This is a genomic window from Mycobacterium sp. 852002-50816_SCH5313054-b (assembly GCF_001667185.1).
GTDB lineage: Bacteria > Actinomycetota > Actinomycetes > Mycobacteriales > Mycobacteriaceae > Mycobacterium.
In genome coordinates this window covers 18,623-36,413 of the sequence record NZ_LZIC01000127.1, presented here as the reverse complement: position 1 = coordinate 36,413, position 17,791 = coordinate 18,623, and the positions used below count along the sequence as shown (strand labels likewise).

The window sequence follows — 17,791 nt, the reverse complement described above, 5'->3', positions numbered from 1 at the left end:
TTGCACCCCCTGGTCACCGAGCGAATTCCGACGCGCCACGCTCGCCGGCGTCATCGTGTGCCGTCCATGCAGCTCAGCTGTGGACAGGCCCGTGACACGACAGGATCATTAGGCGCGGCAGACGTAGGTGAAGGGTGACGGAATGAAGATTCCGGGCGTGGCCAGCGTTGTCGCTGGCGTGACCGGCGGGGCCGCGCAGGTGGTGCGGGCCGGCGTCTCCACCGCGGCCGGCGCCGCGGGGGCGGTGCAGATGCTCGCCAGCCCGGTGGTCGAACTGGCCGGTCCGGTGGTTCAGTCGATGGCCCGCACGACGGGCCGGGCGATCGGCGTGGGCTCTGAATCCGACGGCTCCCGCGACGACGTCAGCCCGCCGGTGCGCTGGCAGAGCGGGCGGCGGGTGCATTTCGACCTCGATCCGTTGCTGCCTTTCCCGCGCTGGCACGAGCATGCGTCGGTGGTGGAAGAGCCGGTTCGCCGCATTCCCGGAGTGGCGGCCGCCCACGTCGAGGGCGCGCTGGGCCGCCTCGTGGTTGAACTCGAGAGCGAGGCCGGCAGCGACGCGGTGCTCGACGAGGTGCGCGAGACGGTGTGCCATGTCGCCGCCGACCTGAATTTGACGGGACCGCGGTCGGCGGCGCCCCGGACCGCGCCGTTCGCGGACCCGGGTAATCCGTTGGCGATCCTGGTTCCGATGACCGCGGCGGCGATGGACGTCGCGGCGATCGGTGCGGCGGTCACCGGTTGGCTGGGTCGGTTGCCCGTCGCGCCGCGCAGCGCACGCGCCGCGGCTGCCCTGCTCAATCATCAGCCCCGGGTGGTGGCAGTGCTGGAGTCGCGGCTGGGTCGCGTCGGCACCGACATCGCCCTCAGCGCCTCGACGGCGCTGGCCAACGGGCTGACCCATGCCGTGGGGACGCCCCTGATCGATCTGGCTCAACGCAGCCTGCAGATCTCCGAAGCGTCGGCGCACCGGCAGCGATGGCGAGAGCGCGAGCCCGAGCTGGCTTCCCCGAAGCGGCCGCAGGCGCCGGTGGTTCCGGTCATCTCCTCGGCGGGGCCCAAAACGCAGGCGCCCCGGCACAATTGGGCTGCGGCCGCCGCGGGTGAGGTTTCCCATGTCGTGGTCGGCGGGGCCATCGACGCGGCCATCGACACCGCGAAGGGATCGATGGCCGGGCCGGTGGAGGAGTACGTCGATCAGGCGGCGAACGCCTCGCTGATCGCCGCGGCCGGCGCGCTGCTGGCCGGCGGTGGAACCGAAGACGCGGCCGGCGCGCTGCTGGCCGGCGTGCCGCGAGCGGCCCACGCGGGCCGGCAGGCATTCGCCGCCGTGCTGGGCCGCGGGCTGGCCAATGCCGGACAACTTGTCCTCGACCCCGGCGCGCTGCGCCGGATGGATCGGGTGAAGGTGGTCGTCATCGACGGAGCGGCGCTGCGGGGCGACAACCGCGCGGTGTTGCGTGCGCAGGGAGACGTGCCGGGCTGGGACGAGGACCGGGTCTACGAGGTCGCCGACGCGCTGCTGCACGGCGAGGAGGCACCCGAGCCGGACCCGGACGAGTTGCCGGCCACTGGAGCGCGCCTGCACTGGGTCCGGGCGCAGGACCCGGCGGCGACGCCCGCCCAGGGGCTCGAGCACGCCGACCTGGTGGTCGACGGCGAACGCGTCGGCAGCGTCGACGTGGGATGGGAGGTCGACCCCTTCGCGATCCCGCTGTTGCAGACCGCCGCCCGGACGGGAGCGCGGGTGGTGTTGCGCCACGTCGCCGGCACCGAAGACCTGACCGCCAGCGTCGCGGTGAGCCACCCGCCCGGCACCCCGTTACTGCAGCTGGTCCGCGACTTACGGACGGATCGCGGACCGGTATTGCTGATCACCGCGCTGCACCGGGACTTCGCTTCGACCGACACGTTGGCGGCGCTGGCCATCGCCGATGTCGGCGTGGCCCTCGATGATCCGCAGGCGGCGACGCCGTGGACCGCGGACATCATCACCGGCACCGATCTGGCGGCGGCGGTTCGGATCTTGTCGGCGCTGCCGGTGGCCCGGGAGGCCACGGAATCCGCGGTGCGCCTGGCCAAGGGCGGCAGCACCCTGGCCGGCCTGCTGCTGGTCACCGGTGACCCCGGCTCGGCCAACCCGCTCGCCGTGCAGCGCTGGCTCAACCCGGTCAACGCGGCGGCCGCGGCCGCGTTGATACAGGGAACCTTCTCGGCCAGCAGGGTGTTGCGGCTGGCCGATCCCACGCCGCAGCCGCTGACCGCGTGGCACGCCCTGGACCCCGAGATCGTCTACTCCCGCCTGACCAGCCGCACCCGCCCGCTTGCCGTCGAGCCCGGAATCGCGCCCTGGCGACAGGTTCTCGACGACCTGTCCTACAACCCGGTCGTCGCGCCGCTGCGGGGTCCGGCCGCCCGGGTGGGGCGGCTGCTGGCGGCGACGCGGGCCGAGCTCGCCGACCCGCTGACGCCGATCCTGGCCGTGGGAGCGGCGGCGTCGGCCATCGTCGGCAGCAATGTCGACGCGCTGCTGGTGGCCGGCGTGATGACCGCCAACGCCGTCGCAGGCGGGGTGCAGAGGTTGCGCGCCGAGGCGGCGGTCGCCGAGCTGTTCGCCGAGCAGGAAAAGCACGCGCGCCGCGTCGTGCTCCCCACGGTGGCGACGGCGCACCGCCGGCTCGAGGCTGCTCGCACGACGGAACGAACGGTGACCGTGAGCGCGAAATCGCTGCGCCCGGGCGAGATCATCGACCTCGCCGCGCCCGAGGTGGTGCCCGCGGACGCACGACTGCTGGTGGCCGAGGACCTGGAGGTCGACGAGTCCTTCCTCACCGGCGAGTCGCTGCCGGTCGACAAGCAGGTCGAGCCCGTCGCCGCCGCCGACTCCGACCGGGCCAGCATGCTGTTCGAGGGCAGCACCATCGTCGCCGGGCGCGCGCGGGCGATCGTCGTCGCCACCGGCGCCGGAACCGCCGCGCAGCGCGCGCTGACGGCGATCGCCGATGTCGAGTCGGCCGCGGGCGTGCAGGCCCGGTTGCGGGAGCTGACCAGCAAGGTGCTTCCGCTGACCCTGGCCGGCGGTGCCGCGGTCACCGGCTTGGCGCTGGCGCACCGTGGGTCGCTGCGGCAAGCGGTCGCCGATGGCGTCGCCATCGCCGTGGCCGCCGTTCCCGAGGGCCTGCCGTTGGTGGCCACCCTTGCCCAGCTCGCCGCCGCCCAGCGGTTGTCACGGCGTGGAGCGCTGGTCCGCACGCCGCGCGCCATCGAAGCGCTCGGCCGGGTCCAGACGGTGTGTTTCGACAAGACCGGCACGCTCACCGAGAACCATCTGCGCGTCGTTTCCGCGGTGCCGCGCGGGACCGGCGTACAAGACCCGCTCCCCGAAGCCGGCGACCCGCAGGCCGCCGAGGTGCTGCGCGTCGCCGCGCGGGCGTGCACCCAGCCGCACAACGGGCAGGGCCACGCGCACGCCACCGACGAGGCCATCCTGACGGCCGCCAATTCCCTTGATGGCCATGGCGATTCGGAATGGACGGTGCTCGCGGAGGTGCCGTTCGAATCCAGTCGCGGCTACTCCGCCTCGATCGGCAGCGCGAACTCGGCGGACCCGATGCTGATGGTCAAGGGAGCGCCGGAGCAGATCTTGCCGCGCTGCCGGTCCGCCGATGCGGACGCCGATCAAGACCACGCGGAGTCGTTGGTGATGCGACTCGCCGAACAAGGACTACGGGTCCTTGCCGTGGCGCAGCGCCGCTGGGACGGCGGGACCACCGAGGAGACAACCGATGCCGATAACGTCGACGCCGCCGCGCACGAGTTGGACTTGGTCGGCTACGTCGGTTTGGCGGACACCGCGCGGGCGTCGGCGCGGCCGCTGATCGAGACGCTAGTGGAGGCCGGTCGCAGGGTGGTGCTGATCACCGGCGATCACCCGGTGACTGCCCGCGCGATCGCCCGCCAACTCGGCCTGCCGTCGGACGCGCGGGAGATCACCGGCGCCGAGCTCACCGCCCTCGACGAGGACGCGCGGGCCAAGCTCGCCGCCGACGTCCAGGTCTTCGCGCGCGTCAGCCCGGAGCAGAAGGTGCAGATCGTCGCGGCGCTGCAGCACAGCGGGCAGGCGGTCGCGATGGTCGGCGACGGGGCCAACGATGCCGCCGCGATCCGGATGGCCGACGTGGGCATCGGGGTGAGCGGTCGCGGTTCGTCGGCCGCGCGCGGCGCCGCCGATATCGTCTTGACCGACAACGACCTTGGCGTGCTGATCGACGCGTTGGTCGAGGGCCGCGGGATGTGGGGCGGCGTGAAAGATGCGGTCAGCATTCTGGTCGGCGGCAACGTGGGTGAGGTGCTCTTCACCATCATCGGCACCGCGCTGGGGACCGGTCGCGCGCCGGTGGGCACGCGTCAGCTGCTGTTGGTGAACCTGCTGACCGACATGTTCCCCGCGCTCGCGGTCGCCGTTACCCCGCAGTATCCGCAGCCCGAAGAGGACGAGGACGGCGCGGACCGTGACGCGGAGGAAATGCAGCGCGCCTTCCAGCTCGCGGCGCTGTCCGAACCCTCGCCGTCGCTCGACGCGCCGCTGATGCGCCAGATCGTCACCCGCGGCGCGATCACCGCCGCCGGCGCGACGACAGCCTGGGCCATCGGCCGCTGGACCCCGGGCACCGAACGCCGCACGGCGACAATGGGTCTGACCGCGCTGGTCACCACGCAGCTCGCGCAGACGCTGCTCACGCGCCGCCACAGCCCGCTGGTCATCGCCACGGCGCTGGGCAGCGCGGGCGTCCTGGTCGCCATCGTCCAGACCCCCGGCGTCAGCCAGTTCTTCGGCTGCACCCCGCTGGGGCCCGTCGCCTGGTCCGGTGTGATCGGCGCAACGGCCGGCACCACCGCCGTGTCGGTGCTGGCGCCCAACTGGCTGGCCAACCGGGTCGCCGCGCTGGAACCCAAGCAAATTGAGTCCTGGGCGGGCTCAGGTCGATAGCTCGTTGCGCACCACCTTGCCCGCGGGATTGCGCGGAATGCTGCCGACGACGTTGATGTCCCGCGGCTGTTCGAAGCGGGACACCCTGCCCTTGAGGTAATCCCGCAATGCCGACGGGTCGATGCTGCGTCCCGGCCGCGCGACCACGAAGGCGGCCAGTCGATGACCGAACCGCTCGTCGGGAACGCCGATGACCGCGTTGTCGGCGACGTCGGGGTGCTCGGCGAGCGCGTTCTCCACCGCGCGCGGGTAGACGTTCTCGCCGCCCGAGATGATCATGTCGTCCTCGCGGCCGACGATGAAGAGCCGTCCGGCATTGTCGAGATAGCCCATGTCCCCGGTGCTCGTCATGTTCTCGACGACGGCCTTGGCCTCCCCCGAGCCCTCCGTGTAGCCCTCGCTCGCCAGCTCGCCGCCGACGAAGATGCGTCCGGTGACGCGCGGCCCGACCGGTCGATCGTTCTTGTCGAAGATGCGGACCGGGCAGCCGGCAACCGGTTTCCCGACGGTCTCCGGGGCCTCCCGCAGGTCGGCCGGCGTCGCCAGCGCACCGATGCCGACTTCGGTGGAGCCGTAGCCGTTGTAGAGGATGTCGCCGTAGGCATCCATGAACCGCTGGCCCAGGGTGGGATCCAACCGGTCTCCGCTGGACAGCGCGACGCGCAGGTAGGGCAACGGGTTTCGCGCCCGCACCCGCTCCGGGAGGTCCAGGATGCGCGCGAGCACCACCGGCACCGCGGTGAACGCGTCGGCGCGGTGCAGCGATGCCTGCGCCAGCGCGGCCTCGGCGTCGAAGTGGCGATGCGTCAGCACGGTTCCGCCCAGCGCCACCGTCAGCATCAGCATGCCGAGGCCCAGTCCGTGAAACATGGGCATCGCCACGGAGATTCGCGAACCGGTGCGCAGTCCGGTGCGATCGAGGATCGTCACCCAGACGCCCACCGCCGAACGCAGCTCCGGCGTGCGGGGCACGCCCTTGGGCTTGCCGGTCGTGCCCGACGTCAGCAGAACGATCCGGCCGGGTGCGGCCACCCGGGGTCTCGGGCCTTGCGGTCCCTCGTCGCGCGCATCGACCGTGGCCGGATCGACGAGGGTGACCGATCCCTGGGCGGCGCGCGCCCGCTCGGCGAACTCGTCGTCGGCGACGATCGTGGTGATCCGGGGTGTGCTCAGCGCGGCGGCCAGCGCGTCGGTGCGGAAGTCCGTGTTCACGAGCACGACGTCGGCCCCCACCAGGGCCACGGCGAAGAACGCCTTGACAAAGCCCCGCCCGTTGCGGCACATGACGCCGACCGCGCTGCCGGGCCCCTCGCCGACGTCGGACAGCTCGCGGGCGAGCGCTTCGGCTTCCGACCGCAGCTCCCGGTAGGTGAGGGCGCCGTCGTCGTCGACGATGGCCGCCCGGTCCGGCCACCGAGCCGCCGTGACGCCCAGCAGCGTGTAGGGATTCGTCCCGCCGCGTCGCGCCTCGCAAATCACCCGCAGCACCGCAGCCGGGGAGGGCGGGCCGAGCAGTCCGGACCGCAGCAGCGCCCGCGCCGCGGTCGCGATCACGCCGTCCCGGGACGCGATCACGAGTGGGCCTCGCGCGCATCGGAATCGGCGAAGAAACGGCGGTGCCACAACCGGGCCGCGCGCTCGGCGGGCCCGGCCAGCAGCACCGACGCCAGCTCGGCCGGCCACACCCAGGGCGGTTCGTTGGTGCGGGGCCGCTCGATGACCGCTTTGGCGATGGCGTCGGCCGCTTCGTCCGGAGACATGCCGGGCAGCCGGCCCAGGATCGGCGTGGGTGCGATCATTCGGGTGCGGACCAGCGCGAAGTAGACCGTCGTGACGTCCACGCCGTCCACCTGCAATTCCGGTGCCACGCTGCGCAGCCAGCGGTCGAACGCGCCCTTGGACGCCTGGTAGGCGCCCCACTGCGGGCCCGGGACGACGCGCACCCCGACGCTCGAGACGTTCACGATGTGCCCGGAGCCGCGCTCGCGCATGGCCGGTAGCAACCCCAGCAGCAGCCAGATCGGTCCCAGGTAGTTGATGTCGATGGTGCGCTGAAAGTCGTGCGGGCGGTCGTACTGGTCGTGCAGCGACCGGCGCAACGACTTGCCGGCGTTGCTCACCACGATGTCGAGCGGGCCGTGGTCCTCGGTGATCTGCTTCGTCAGCGCGCCGACGGCGGCCTCGTCGGTGAGGTCGGTCGGATAGGCGACGGCCCGGCCGCCGCCCGCGTTGATCGCCGCCGCGAGGTCCTCCAGTTTTTCCGCCGAACGGGCGACGACGAGCACCGTCGCCCCGGCGGCGGCCATCGCGCGGGCCGTCGCTTCGCCGATTCCATAGGACGCGCCTGTCACCACCACCGTCTTGCCCGAAACGGTCTCGCGCAGCTTGTCGGGGTCCGAGGCCCGCGCCGGGTTGGCCACCCGGTCAGTGGCCGCTGCCAGGACTCGCTGGAAGGGCTGTGCAATCACGTTCACGTTCGCTGCCGCATTCACTCCGAATTGCGCGCCGAGGGTGCGGCTCTGGCTTGACCGTGCGCCTCGACTCGGGCTCACAGCTAGCAGACCACACCGGGGTACGGGCCCGCCCCTTGGCCCGGCGTTTTCGCCCCATCCCGGCCGCCGCGAAGCGAGCCGACGGGCCGTTTTACTATTCTGAAACAATTGCCAGAAAAATCACTGTTTAGGCAACGGTTTACATGGGCACAATTGCGGCATGATCGCACGTCAACTCCCTCGTTTCGTTGGTTCCGCGGCGGTCGCGGCGGCCGGCCTCAGCGCCTCGGTCCTCGCGCCTGCCATCCCCTTGGCCTCCGCCCAATGCCCTGACGTCCAGGTGGTGTACGCCCGGGGTACCGGCGAGCCCCCCGGCCTCGGCGCGACCGGGCAGGCTTTCGCCGACAACCTGCGCTCGCGGGTGGGTGGAAAGTCCTTCGACGTGTACCCGGTCAACTACCCGGCCAGCAACGACTGGGAAACCGGCCTGGACGGCATCAGGGACGCCGGCGCGCACGTCGTGTCGATGGCGCACGACTGCCCCAACACCAGGATGGTGCTCAGCGGGTTCTCCCAGGGGGCGGCCGTGATGGGCTTCGTCACCTCGGCCGCCGTGCCGGACGGGGTCGATCCCGCCACCGTGCCCAAGCCGCTGGACCCCGCCGTCGCCGACCACGTCTCCTCGGTCGTCCTCTTCGGGATGCCGAATGTGCGGGCGATGAACTTCCTCAACGAGCCCCCGGTCGCGATCGGGCCGCTGTATCAGCCCAAGACCATCAAGGTGTGCGCCCCCGAGGACCCGGTCTGCTCCGATGGGATGAACTTCGCCGCGCACGACACCTACGCCTCCGACGGGCAGATGATCGACAAGGGCGCCGCCTTCGCGGCCAGTCACCTCGGCGGGAACGGCGCCAGCCCGGCCGGGGCCACTAGCGGAGGCTTCGGCAGCTGAGCCGATTCGTGGCCTAATCGCCGATGAAGCCCTTGTTGCGCATCAGGTGATCCGCCAGGAACCCGTTGTGCGGGATTTCGGGAGCCCCAGAGAAGGTCGGGTGCGGGCCGCGGTAGACGTTGGTGATCGTCGGTTCGTCGAGCAGCTCATCGAGCAGCCGGTCGTCGCCGGTGATGGCCGTGACGACCAATGAGTGCCGCAGCGGCTCGATGCCGGCCGCCCGCGACCACGACGACACCCACACGCACGGAAACGGCAACTCGACGTTGAGCTTGTCGACATCGGGTTCGGCCAGCAGGTGCACGGCCGGGCGCAGCGCGGCGTACCCGTCCCCGACCGCGGCGACCACCTGATCGGCGCCGAGCAGCGGCGTCGTCCCGGCGGCCTTGGCCGCCAGGTAGTTCGCCAACGCCCGCGCCTGCTCTAGGGGCTGGGTGGGCAGGATCGCGCGCTCGTCGTCGCTGGGCAGCGGGGGGATCGTCGCGAGCCGCTCGGCGATCGCTTGGGCCAACGGGGCGGGGTCGCCCTCGTAGAGCACCGCGCTGGCGTTGACGCACGCCATGCCGCCCAGGTTCGCGATCGAGTCGACGACCAGGTCGAGGTGGTCGCGCCAATCCCGGTCGGCGGTGATCAGGATCTTGGTGCGCCCGGGTCCGTTCACCACCACCGCGGGGTCGCCGGCGTACTTGTCCACCACGTCCTGGCCACCGTAGACCATCGCCACGTCGGCCGACCGGACGATCTCGTCGGCTCCGCCGTGGTCGGTGGGCAGATACGCCGCGTCTTCGGGACGAAATCCCGACTGCCGCAAAGCGTTTACCAGCCGATGCGCGGTCAGCGGCTCGCGGCGCGACGGCCGGACCGCCACGCGGTATCCCAACGCCAGCGCCTGTGGCCACAGGCCGTGCACGCCCGGGCCGTTGCCGGCCGCGTGCACGGCGAATACCTCTCCGCGCCGGGCCCACACCGCGCCGCCGCGGGTGGCCTCCTCGCGCCAGTCGAGCGCGGCGCCCACGGGACGAGCCGCCCGCACGGCATCGAAGGCGGTCGCGACGGCATCGGCCACGCCGCGCGCCCCGGCGCGGGTCACCGCGATCGGCAGCCCGGAGATGGCGCTGGCCAGACGCACGTAGCCCTCGAAATGGAGGCCGCCGATGTCGGCGGTGGAAAACCGCTCGGCCGCTTTGCCGAGCGCCGCTTCGCGCTGCGCGACGGCCAGCGGCCGGCTCTTGCGCTGCGTAGCGATGGTGCGCGAAACATACAGCGGCGGAACAATGCTCAGCTCGGCAACAGCGACGCCCGCAGTGCTCATGATGATCTCGCGGTTGCGGGTGCGGTAATCGCCGCCCGGACCGAGCGCGTCGATGCGCACCAAATCGGTTGCGGGAAAGGCTGGTTCGGGCCCCATCGTTCAGTACACGCCCTCGATGACGGCCTCGCCCTCGAAGGTGGTGACCGGCCGCACCGCGCTGACGGAATCGCTGAGTTGACCCGCCGGGCCGGGCATTCGGATGGCCAGGTCCCGCTCCAGGTTGTTCGGGATGAACATTCCCTTGCTGATGTGGTTCATCACCACCTGGCCCGGCTGCCCGTAGGGCACGCGTTCTCCGGTGTCGGGATCGACCACCCAGAACACGACATAGGGCGTCCGCGGGTCGAACACGAACGAGCCGTCGTCGGCAATTCGGGTGACCGCTTGCGAGAGCACCATGGTGCTGCCGAAGGCCATGGTGATGGTCGTGTCCGGGAAGATCTCGCGAAGCAAGTCGAGGGTGTCGGCGTCCACATGCGCACCGCTGAGCAGCAGGTAGCGGATCTTGTCGTTCACCAAGTCCACCACGCGATCGTTGCGGGCGATGGCCTCGAGCAGCGGCGGAGTCGTATGCAGATTGGCGACGTTCTGCGTCTGGAGCACGAATACGGCCTGCTCGATGACATGGTCGACGTAGGCGGCCACTTCGGCGGCCGCGTTGCGCGCGGCGACCTTTTTCACCCAGCGCGGGTCGAGGTCGATCGCGTGGAAGACGGCGCCCAGCCGCCCGGAGACCAAGCGGGAGAAGTAACCGACGCCGTGCGGGCCGCCGGGCATCAGGCACAGGAAGCCTTGGCCGCGGACAAAGCCGCCCGTGGCGAAGTCCTGGGTCTGCCACTGCACCACCTGCGCGATCCAGTCCGGCATCTGCACGGTGCGTTTCGGCGCCCCGGTGGTGCCGCCGGATTCGAAGATCTGGGGCACCGGCGGGGATGACCCATAGCCGCGCGGAACGAGATCCTCCACCGGCACACCGCGCAATTCGTTGACGAGGTTGGGGAACAAGCGCAGATCCGCGAAGCTCTTGACATCGGTCAGCGGGTCGAAGTCCAGCGTCCGGGCGGTCCTTAGCCAAAACGACGAACCGGTGTCCCCACCGAAGTGCCAGGCCATCGCGGCGGCCAGATAGGCCTCGGGGTCGTGAATGGGAACCGCTCGGGGAACCTCCAGCAGCGAAAAATCGCCCATGCCAACGATCCTGTCACAGGACCGGCCCGGCAACGGGGTGCGTCCGGCGCCGGGCACACGGGCGGTGAACGTTGCCCCACTTGGCGGGGAACGCCTTGTGGCCAACCGGTTTCAGCCGCCGCGCGCCTGCCGGACGACCTCGGTGATGGCCTCGTTGAAGGCGTGATAGGCCTCGTCGTAGCGGCCGTCGCGTTCGGCGAACCGCAGGGGCTTGACGCGGTCCACGATGATTTCGTCGGCATCCGGTTGCGTCTCCAACAGGCTCATCGTCTCCGCGATGTACTCGTCCAACGGCATCGCCCTGGGGTCGCTGGCGTCGAATCCTTGCCCCCGCTGCAGCCCCGTCTGCAGGTGCGGTGGAACGATTTCGATCACCTGGACCGCAGTCCCGCGGAGCTGGAAACGCAGCGACTCGGTGTAGGAATGCAGCGCCGCTTTGGTCGCGCAATACGTCGGCGTGACGGCGCTGGGCACGAAGGCCAGGCCCGACGTGACGTTGAGGATCGCCGCCCGGGGCTTCTTCAGCAGCGAGGGCAGCAACCCCGCCGTGAGCCGGACCGGGCCCAGCAGGTTGATCGCGATCGTCAGCTCCGCCACGCTCGGGCCGGTGGTGGTGAGGTCCTCGAAGCGCTGGACGCCGGCGTTGTTGATGAGGACGTTGAGGTCCGGGTAGTGGTCGGTCACCTCGGTGGCGAAGCGGCGGATGTCGGCGGAATCGCCTTGATCCAGCGACAGCGTATGGATGCCTGGGTTGGCCTCGGCGACGGCCCGCAGCGGCTCCCGCCGCCGGCCCGCGATGATCACCGTGTTGCCGAGCCGGTGGAGCGCCTCGGCGAGGCCGCGACCGATTCCGCTGCCGCCCCCGGTCACCAACACCGTATTGCCCGTCATCCGCATTGCCGCTCCCCTCCGTCCAATCAGTACTGTCTCACTTTCGTCCTTTCGGGGACCGCTGGGTAGAGCCGACGACGGTGCGGACGACCTGACGCAGCCAGCGGTGCGCCGGATCTTCGGCGACGCGCGGGTGCCAAACCGCGTAGAACTGCACGTCACCCAGCTCGCGGGGCGCGCCGAGCACGCGGACGGGCGCCGAGCCGGCAATTTGTTCGACCTGTCGAGCCGGAGCGGTCAGCACCAGCTGGGTGCCGGGCAGCACGGCGGTGCCCACGACGTGGTACGGCACCACGACGGCGACGCGGCGGCGGACGTCGCGCGCCTCCAACGCCTGGTCGAGGCTGGGCTGGCCGAGGTCGATGCTCACATGCGGCCACCGCAGGTACTGCGCCAATGACACCGAGGCGCGCGTGGCCAGCGGGTGCTCGGCGGCCACGACGCAGACGAACCGGTCGGTGAAAAGGTGCCGGCTGCTGTATCCGTCGGGTGCCGCGCGGCCGCGGATCACCAGGTCGGTCGTCCCGGCGTCCAGCCTGTCGAGCACGCGCGCGTCGAGAGGCTCAATGGTCACCGTCGCGTTGGGCGATCCGGTCAGGATCCGCCGGATCAGCTCCGGCCCGAACGCCGAGGCGGTGTAGTCGCTGACCGCAAGGCGAAACGACGGGGCCGCGGTGGCCGGGTCGAAGATCTCGGCGGCGAAGAGCTGGTTGAGCTCGGTGACGACGGTCGCCAATTGGGCGCGGATGCGTTCGGCGCGCGGCGTCAGCGAGTACCCTTCGGGCCCGCGGACCAGCAGCTCGTCGCCGAAGTGCCGTCGCAGCCGCTGCAGGGCCCGGCTCATCGCGGGCTGGCTCAGCGCAACCCGGTCGGCAGCGCGCGAGACGTGGCGCTCCTCGAGGAGCGCCACCAGCGGCGGCAGCAGGTTCAGGTCGACGCGCTCCATATGCGTCGGGTGCATGCCAGTGATGCTAACTATTCATTTCACAAATATGCGAGTGCGGCGCAAAGTCGAAGGCGAAAGCATCCGCGACGACAGTGAGGAAGGCCGATGCGCTACATCGCCTTGGAGGAAGCGTTTTTCATTCCGGAGTTGGCCGACCTCCGGCCGGCCCACCGGCAACTGATGCAGCTGTTGCGACCCGAATACGGCGAGCGGTACGAACGTCGGCTGCCCGATTTCACCGAATACCGCCTTTCGGAAATGGACGACGCCGGCATCGACATCCAAGTGCTCTCGCTGACCTCGCCGGGTCTGCAAATCGAGCTGGACCCCGAACGGGCGCGCGACAACGCGCGGTTCGCCAACGACTACCTGGCGAAAGTGATTGCCCAACAACCGGATCGGTTCCGGGGGTTCGCCGCGCTGCCACTGCAAGATCCCGCCGCTGCCGCCGGGGAACTGGAGCGCGCCGTCAACCAGGACGGATTCTGCGGGGCACTGGTCAACGACTGCATCAGCGGCCCGGGCGGACGCTATCTCGACGCCCCCGCATACGACGAACTCTGGTCCGCGGCGGAATCCCTTGGCGTGCCGCTCTATTTGCACCCCGGCTCGCCACCGGCCGATCGCTGGAGCGTCATCGACGGCCGACCGGAACTCTACGGGGCGACGTGGAGTTGGGCGGCCGAGGTGAGCGGGCACGCGTTGCGGCTACTGTTCGGCGGCGTGTTCGACCGGCATCCGGGAGCGACGCTGATCCTGGGCCACATGGGTGAGTTCTTGCCGTTTCAGCGCAGCCGATTGGACTCCCGCTACGCCACCATCACCACAGCCTCTCCGCTGCAGCGCGCGCCCTCCGCGTACCTCGGCACCAACATCGTGTTCACCAACAGCGGGGTGTTCTCCCCGGCGGTCATGCTGGGAGCGGTGCTGGAAGTCGGCGCCGACGCCCTGATGTTCTCCGTCGACTACCCCTACGAGTCCTCGCGCGAGGCGGTCGAGGGATTCGAGCGGACGACGCTGTCCGCCGCCGACCGGGACAAGATCGCCCACGGCAACGCCGAAAGACTGCTGCGCATCGGCTAAGCCGCGCCGTTGTGGAGCCGGCGCGGGTCGACGCCCGCGCGGCGCCAGGCCCTGGCCGCCCAGGGCAGGTAAATGAACGCCACCGGCAGCCGGTTGATGAGCGGATTGAGCGCGCGCACCACGGCGGTGAACCGCTGGAATCGCTTCTCCTTCTTGGCATCCCATTCCAGTTGGCACACCTCGCGCATCTGCCGCGGCAGCGTCCCGACCAGGACCAGGCGGGTGTAGGCGTTGAGCGGCGCGGACAGGATCTTCCAGAGCGGCTTGGGAATCCGGCGCGGGCCCGGTATGCCTTTTCGGATGTAGCCGGTGCCGTACAGGACGGTCTTGTGCGGGACGAACCGCGCGAGCATCTCATCCCAGTAGGCGACGAACTCGTCATAGGTCTGCGGCTGCCCCCGGTCACTGACGCCGTAGAGGCCGTACCAGACCTTGCCCTCGTTGAAGATCCGTTCCTTTTCCGCTCGCGACAGCCGGCGGATGAACGTGTCGGTCGTGTAGATCACCTGGTCGACGAAAGTGGCGTGCGCCCAATAGAACAACTCCGGGTTGAGCGCGTGATATCGGGAGCCGTCGCTGACGGTGCCCTTGATCGGCTTATGGAAATCCCGGACCTTGCGTCCCCACTCGTGCGGGTCGTCGGAGTAGACGGTCTTCATCAGCGGCGGCGCGGTTCGCTTGGCCCGGCCCAACGTGTCGCTGAAAATCACCGAATGATCCAGCACGCCCTGAGCGAGCTGCTCGATGCAATTCTCGACGCCTGCCGTGCGCTGGAACCCGAAGAATTGGGTGCGGTGGTCGCCGTAGAACTTCCAGATCAACGATTCGGGACCCAGGCGGGGCGCGGCCTGCGCCATCGCGTCGTCAACCGGCATGGGCACGGCCTCGCGGACACCCGTGTCGAAATCCCGCTCAGCCCACTGCGCTGTCACCTGTGTCCCCTCGCCGCCGCCCGCGCATACAGAAGTTGTGAACCAGAGAAACAAATGCGTATCTTTGTGTCAAATTGTCGTGCCGAACGTGCCGCGAAGGTTGTGATCCATGCCGAACCCCAGCCTTGACGGCGACCTCGGCGAAATGACCGATCTCGAGCGCACCATCCTGGATACCGCGCGGTCGGTCTTCGAGACCTACGGCGTGCGTCGCGCGAACATCGAGGACGTCGCCGCCCGGGCCGGGGTCAGCCGCAGCACCATCTACAGGCGTTTCCCGAGCAAGGACGTCCTGTTCGAGCACGTGGTGCGCCGTGAGGCAGACGCCTTTTTCAGGACGCTCGACCAGGCCACCGCGGGCTGCGACCCCCAACAGGCCGTGATCGAGGCGTTCACGCTCGGGGTGCGCCTGGTCCAGGACTCGCCCCTGTACTCCCGGATCGCCGAAAGCGAGCCCGAGCTGCTCGGCATGTTTTCCCGGTCGCAGGCCTTCCCGATCCGCCAATTCGCCGACGGGATCGCCCGCACCCTCCGGCGCTGCGGCGCCGACGTCGCAGAGCCGGACCTGGCCAACATCGCCGACATCCTGCTGCGCGTCGCCCTGGGCATCATCGTGTTTCCCACCGACCGGCTCGACATCTCAAACGAAGCGGCGGTGCGGGACTATGCGGCCCGCTACCTGGTCCCGATCATCGGCGGCTAGCTAGCCGGGTTCGGGTTGCCGGGTTGTCGGCGCCCTGAATTAGCCTGATAGCCGTGGCTGGGTTTTCTGGCACACCACGCACCCGATACGCCAGTTGCGGCGACACGGACATCGCCTACCAGGTGTTCGGCGATGGCCCGATCGACCTGCTGCTGCTGCCCGGGCCGTCGATTCCGATCGACTCGGTCGACGCCGAGCCGTCGATGTACCGCTTTCACCGGCGGCTGGCGTCGTTCGCCCGGGTGATCCGGCTCGACCAGCGCGGCATCGGGCTGTCGTCCCGCGTCCCCTCGATCGACATGATAGGGCCGAAGTTCTGGGCGAAGGACGTCGTCTCGGTCATGAATGCGGTGGGATGCGAGCGGGCCACGATCGTGGCGCCGAGCTTCACCTCGATGACCGGGCTCACGCTGGCGGCCGAGTACCCCGAACGCGTGAGCAGCCTGGTGATCATCAACGGCGCGGCCCGCAGTTTGTACGCCCCCGACTACCCGATGGGCGCCAAGGTTGAGGACCTCGACCCGTATACGACCCTCGCGATCGACCCGGACGCGGTTGACCAGGGCTTCGACATGCTCGGCATGATCGCGCCCAGCGTCGCGCGCGACGACGCCTTCCGCGCCTGGTGGGACGCCGCCGGCAACCGCGCGGCGTCGCCCAGCATGGCGCGCGCGATGATCCTGAGCATCCGGCATGCCGACGTCCGCGACACCCTGCCGAGGATCACCGCACCGACGCTGATCCTGCACCGCGTCGACGCCGACTTCACGCCGGTCGCCCACGGCCGGTACCTCGCCGAGCACATCGCCGGGTCGCGCTACGTGGAGCTGCCGGGCGACGACACCCTGTACTGGGTCGGCAACACCGGGCCGATGCTCGACGAGATCGAAGAGTTCATCACCGGCATGCGGGGCGGGTCCGAAGCCGAGCGCCTGCTGACCACGATCGTGTTCACCGACATCGTCGGGTCGACCGAACGGGCCGCCGAACTCGGCGACGGCCGGTGGCGTGACCTGCTGGACAACCACGACACCATCATTCGCCACGAGCTGCAGCGGTTCGGGGGGAATGAAGTCAACACCGCGGGCGACGGATTCGTCGCGACGTTCCCCAGCCCGAGCGCCGCGCTCGCCTGCGCCGACGACATCGTCGATGCGGTGCGGGTGCTGGGCATCGAGGTGCGGGTGGGCATCCACGCCGGCGAAGTCGAGGTGCGCGGCGCCTTGAAGAAAGACATCGCCGGCATGGCCGTGCACATCGGTGCGCGGGTGGCAGCGCTCGCCGAAGCCAGCGAGGTGCTGGTCTCCTCGACGGTGCGCGACATCGTCACCGGCTCACACCACCGGTTCGCCGACCGCGGCGAGAGCGCGCTCAAAGGCGTCCCGGGTCACTGGCGCCTGCACGCCCTGCTGCGCGAGCGCGCCGCCGTCCGGCGGTAACCAACCCGACATCTTCAGACGGTCGACGCACCCGTCGGCTCGGCTAGGCTGGTTCCTGGCTCGTGGCAACCTCGACTGTTGTTCTACAGCTTCGCTTTTGATCGAAGGAGTACGCGTGACCGACGTGCATATCTCGCTGCCGCCCGCGTTGCACCGAGCGCTGGATCTGCTTGCCGATCCGCCGGCGGATCCGGACGTCAGCAAGGGCTACCTGGATCTGCTCGGCGCCGGATCGGCCGAGGGCGACGCCGTCCCCAAGAACACCGGCCCGATCCAGGCGGCATGGGCCTCACCGATCGGGTCGATGCTGTACGACAACGCCCAGGCCCTGTCGCGCCGGCTGATCAGCGCGTGGGCAGTGCCCCTCGAGTGGCTGAACATCCCGCAGGGCGGCGTGGCGCTGGACGTCGGCTCGGGTCCGGGCAACGTCACCGCGTCGCTGGCGCGCGCGGCCGGCCCGGAGGGGCTGGCCCTGGGTGTCGACATCTCCGAGCCCATGCTCGCCCGCGCCGTGCGCAATGAGGCGGGCCCACAGGTCGGCTTCATCAGGGCCGACGCCCAACGACTTCCCCTGCGCGACAACACCGTTGACGCGGTGATCTCGACCGCCGTGCTGCAGCTGGTTCCGGATCCGGCGGCGGCCCTCGCCGAGATGGCCCGCGTGCTGCGGGCTGGCGGCCGGCTGGCCGTCATGGTTCCCACCGTCGGGCCGGCCGCCCGGTTTTGGCAAAAGCTGCCGAACGTCGGGGCGCACGTGTTCGACGACGACGAAATCGGCGACATCCTGGAACGCAGCGGATTCGTCAGCGTGCGCGTCAAGAATTACGGCACGTTTCAGTGGGTGCGCGGCAAGAACGGCTAAG

13 protein-coding genes are annotated in these 17,791 nt (G+C 70.1%); 6 read left to right on the top strand and 7 right to left on the bottom strand.

Features of this window, described 5'->3' with window-relative positions:
- The first annotated feature begins 142 nt into the window (after window positions 1-142).
- Window positions 143-4,990 carry a cation-translocating P-type ATPase gene (locus tag A5787_RS22920; RefSeq protein WP_066971293.1) on the top strand — a complete coding sequence of 1,616 codons (4,848 nt, stop codon included), beginning with the start codon at window positions 143-145 and terminating at the stop codon, window positions 4,988-4,990.
- Here A5787_RS22920 and A5787_RS22915 read toward each other — a convergent pair.
- Both A5787_RS22915 and A5787_RS22910 read right to left on the bottom strand, forming a co-directional pair.
- Entirely contained in the window at window positions 4,979-6,565 is a 1,587-nt protein-coding gene (locus tag A5787_RS22915) for an AMP-binding protein (protein ID WP_231994125.1), read from the bottom strand. The two genes, A5787_RS22920 and A5787_RS22915, sit on opposite strands and share 12 nt — an antisense overlap.
- Window positions 6,562-7,464, bottom strand: coding sequence for an SDR family NAD(P)-dependent oxidoreductase (locus tag A5787_RS22910; protein WP_231994123.1), 903 nt, complete (start codon window positions 7,462-7,464; stop codon window positions 6,562-6,564). The genes A5787_RS22915 and A5787_RS22910 overlap by 4 nt, the downstream gene beginning before the upstream one ends.
- 238 nt (window positions 7,465-7,702) lie before the next feature.
- Between A5787_RS22910 and A5787_RS22905 the strand changes: the two genes are divergently transcribed.
- Window positions 7,703-8,434 (top strand): cutinase family protein, encoded by a 732-nt coding sequence (locus A5787_RS22905; protein ID WP_066971289.1) that lies wholly within the window; start codon window positions 7,703-7,705, stop codon window positions 8,432-8,434.
- Between the two features lie 13 nt (window positions 8,435-8,447).
- On the opposite strand, the gene A5787_RS22900 is transcribed toward A5787_RS22905, so the two are convergent.
- The 4 genes from A5787_RS22900 to A5787_RS22885 form a co-directional block, all read right to left on the bottom strand.
- On the bottom strand, window positions 8,448-9,809 hold the full coding sequence (locus A5787_RS22900; RefSeq protein ID WP_066971352.1) for an aldehyde dehydrogenase family protein: 1,362 nt from the start codon (window positions 9,807-9,809) through the stop codon (window positions 8,448-8,450).
- Between the two features lie 36 nt (window positions 9,810-9,845).
- On the bottom strand, window positions 9,846-10,934 hold the full coding sequence (locus tag A5787_RS22895) for an AMP-binding protein (protein WP_066971287.1): 1,089 nt from the start codon (window positions 10,932-10,934) through the stop codon (window positions 9,846-9,848).
- A gap of 111 nt (window positions 10,935-11,045) precedes the next feature.
- The gene (locus tag A5787_RS22890; RefSeq protein WP_066971285.1) at window positions 11,046-11,831 is read right to left on the bottom strand and encodes an SDR family oxidoreductase; all 786 of its coding nucleotides are present in this window, start codon (window positions 11,829-11,831) and stop codon (window positions 11,046-11,048) included.
- Between the two features lie 31 nt (window positions 11,832-11,862).
- Window positions 11,863-12,786 (bottom strand): LysR family transcriptional regulator, encoded by a 924-nt coding sequence (locus A5787_RS22885; RefSeq protein ID WP_066971283.1) that lies wholly within the window; start codon window positions 12,784-12,786, stop codon window positions 11,863-11,865.
- A 90-nt stretch (window positions 12,787-12,876) separates the two neighbouring features.
- Here A5787_RS22885 and A5787_RS22880 point away from each other — a divergent pair, with 90 nt between their 5' ends.
- On the top strand, window positions 12,877-13,854 hold the full coding sequence (locus tag A5787_RS22880) for an amidohydrolase family protein (RefSeq protein WP_066971281.1): 978 nt from the start codon (window positions 12,877-12,879) through the stop codon (window positions 13,852-13,854).
- On the opposite strand, the gene A5787_RS22875 is transcribed toward A5787_RS22880, so the two are convergent.
- Window positions 13,851-14,729, bottom strand: coding sequence for an oxygenase MpaB family protein (locus A5787_RS22875; protein WP_082977400.1), 879 nt, complete (start codon window positions 14,727-14,729; stop codon window positions 13,851-13,853). The two genes, A5787_RS22880 and A5787_RS22875, sit on opposite strands and share 4 nt — an antisense overlap.
- Window positions 14,730-14,895: 166 nt before the next feature.
- On the opposite strand from A5787_RS22875, the gene A5787_RS22870 reads away from it, so the two are divergent.
- The 3 genes from A5787_RS22870 to A5787_RS22860 all read left to right on the top strand — a co-directional run bounded on the left by A5787_RS22870 (window position 14,896) and on the right by A5787_RS22860 (window position 17,790).
- A complete protein-coding gene (locus A5787_RS22870) occupies window positions 14,896-15,489 on the top strand; it encodes a TetR/AcrR family transcriptional regulator (RefSeq protein WP_066971277.1) in 594 nt (197 codons plus the stop codon).
- Between the two features lie 53 nt (window positions 15,490-15,542).
- Entirely contained in the window at window positions 15,543-16,928 is a 1,386-nt protein-coding gene (locus tag A5787_RS22865; RefSeq protein ID WP_066971276.1) for an adenylate/guanylate cyclase domain-containing protein, read from the top strand.
- Between the two features lie 115 nt (window positions 16,929-17,043).
- On the top strand, window positions 17,044-17,790 hold the full coding sequence (locus tag A5787_RS22860; protein WP_066971274.1) for a methyltransferase domain-containing protein: 747 nt from the start codon (window positions 17,044-17,046) through the stop codon (window positions 17,788-17,790).
- Window position 17,791 lies beyond the last annotated feature (1 nt).

Excerpts from the sequence above, each read along its gene's own strand:
- A5787_RS22920 (WP_066971293.1), top strand. The coding sequence starts at position 143 with ATGAAGATTCCGGGCGTGGCCAGCGTTGTCGCTGGCGTGACCGGCGGG.
- A5787_RS22905 (WP_066971289.1), top strand. The coding sequence starts at position 7,703 with ATGATCGCACGTCAACTCCCTCGTTTCGTTGGTTCCGCGGCGGTCGCG.
- A5787_RS22895 (WP_066971287.1), bottom strand. The coding sequence starts at position 10,934 with ATGGGCGATTTTTCGCTGCTGGAGGTTCCCCGAGCGGTTCCCATTCAC.
- A5787_RS22890 (WP_066971285.1), bottom strand. The coding sequence starts at position 11,831 with ATGCGGATGACGGGCAATACGGTGTTGGTGACCGGGGGCGGCAGCGGA.
- A5787_RS22885 (WP_066971283.1), bottom strand. The coding sequence starts at position 12,786 with ATGCACCCGACGCATATGGAGCGCGTCGACCTGAACCTGCTGCCGCCG.
- A5787_RS22880 (WP_066971281.1), top strand. The coding sequence starts at position 12,877 with ATGCGCTACATCGCCTTGGAGGAAGCGTTTTTCATTCCGGAGTTGGCC.
- A5787_RS22875 (WP_082977400.1), bottom strand. The coding sequence starts at position 14,729 with ATGCCGGTTGACGACGCGATGGCGCAGGCCGCGCCCCGCCTGGGTCCC.
- A5787_RS22870 (WP_066971277.1), top strand. The coding sequence starts at position 14,896 with ATGCCGAACCCCAGCCTTGACGGCGACCTCGGCGAAATGACCGATCTC.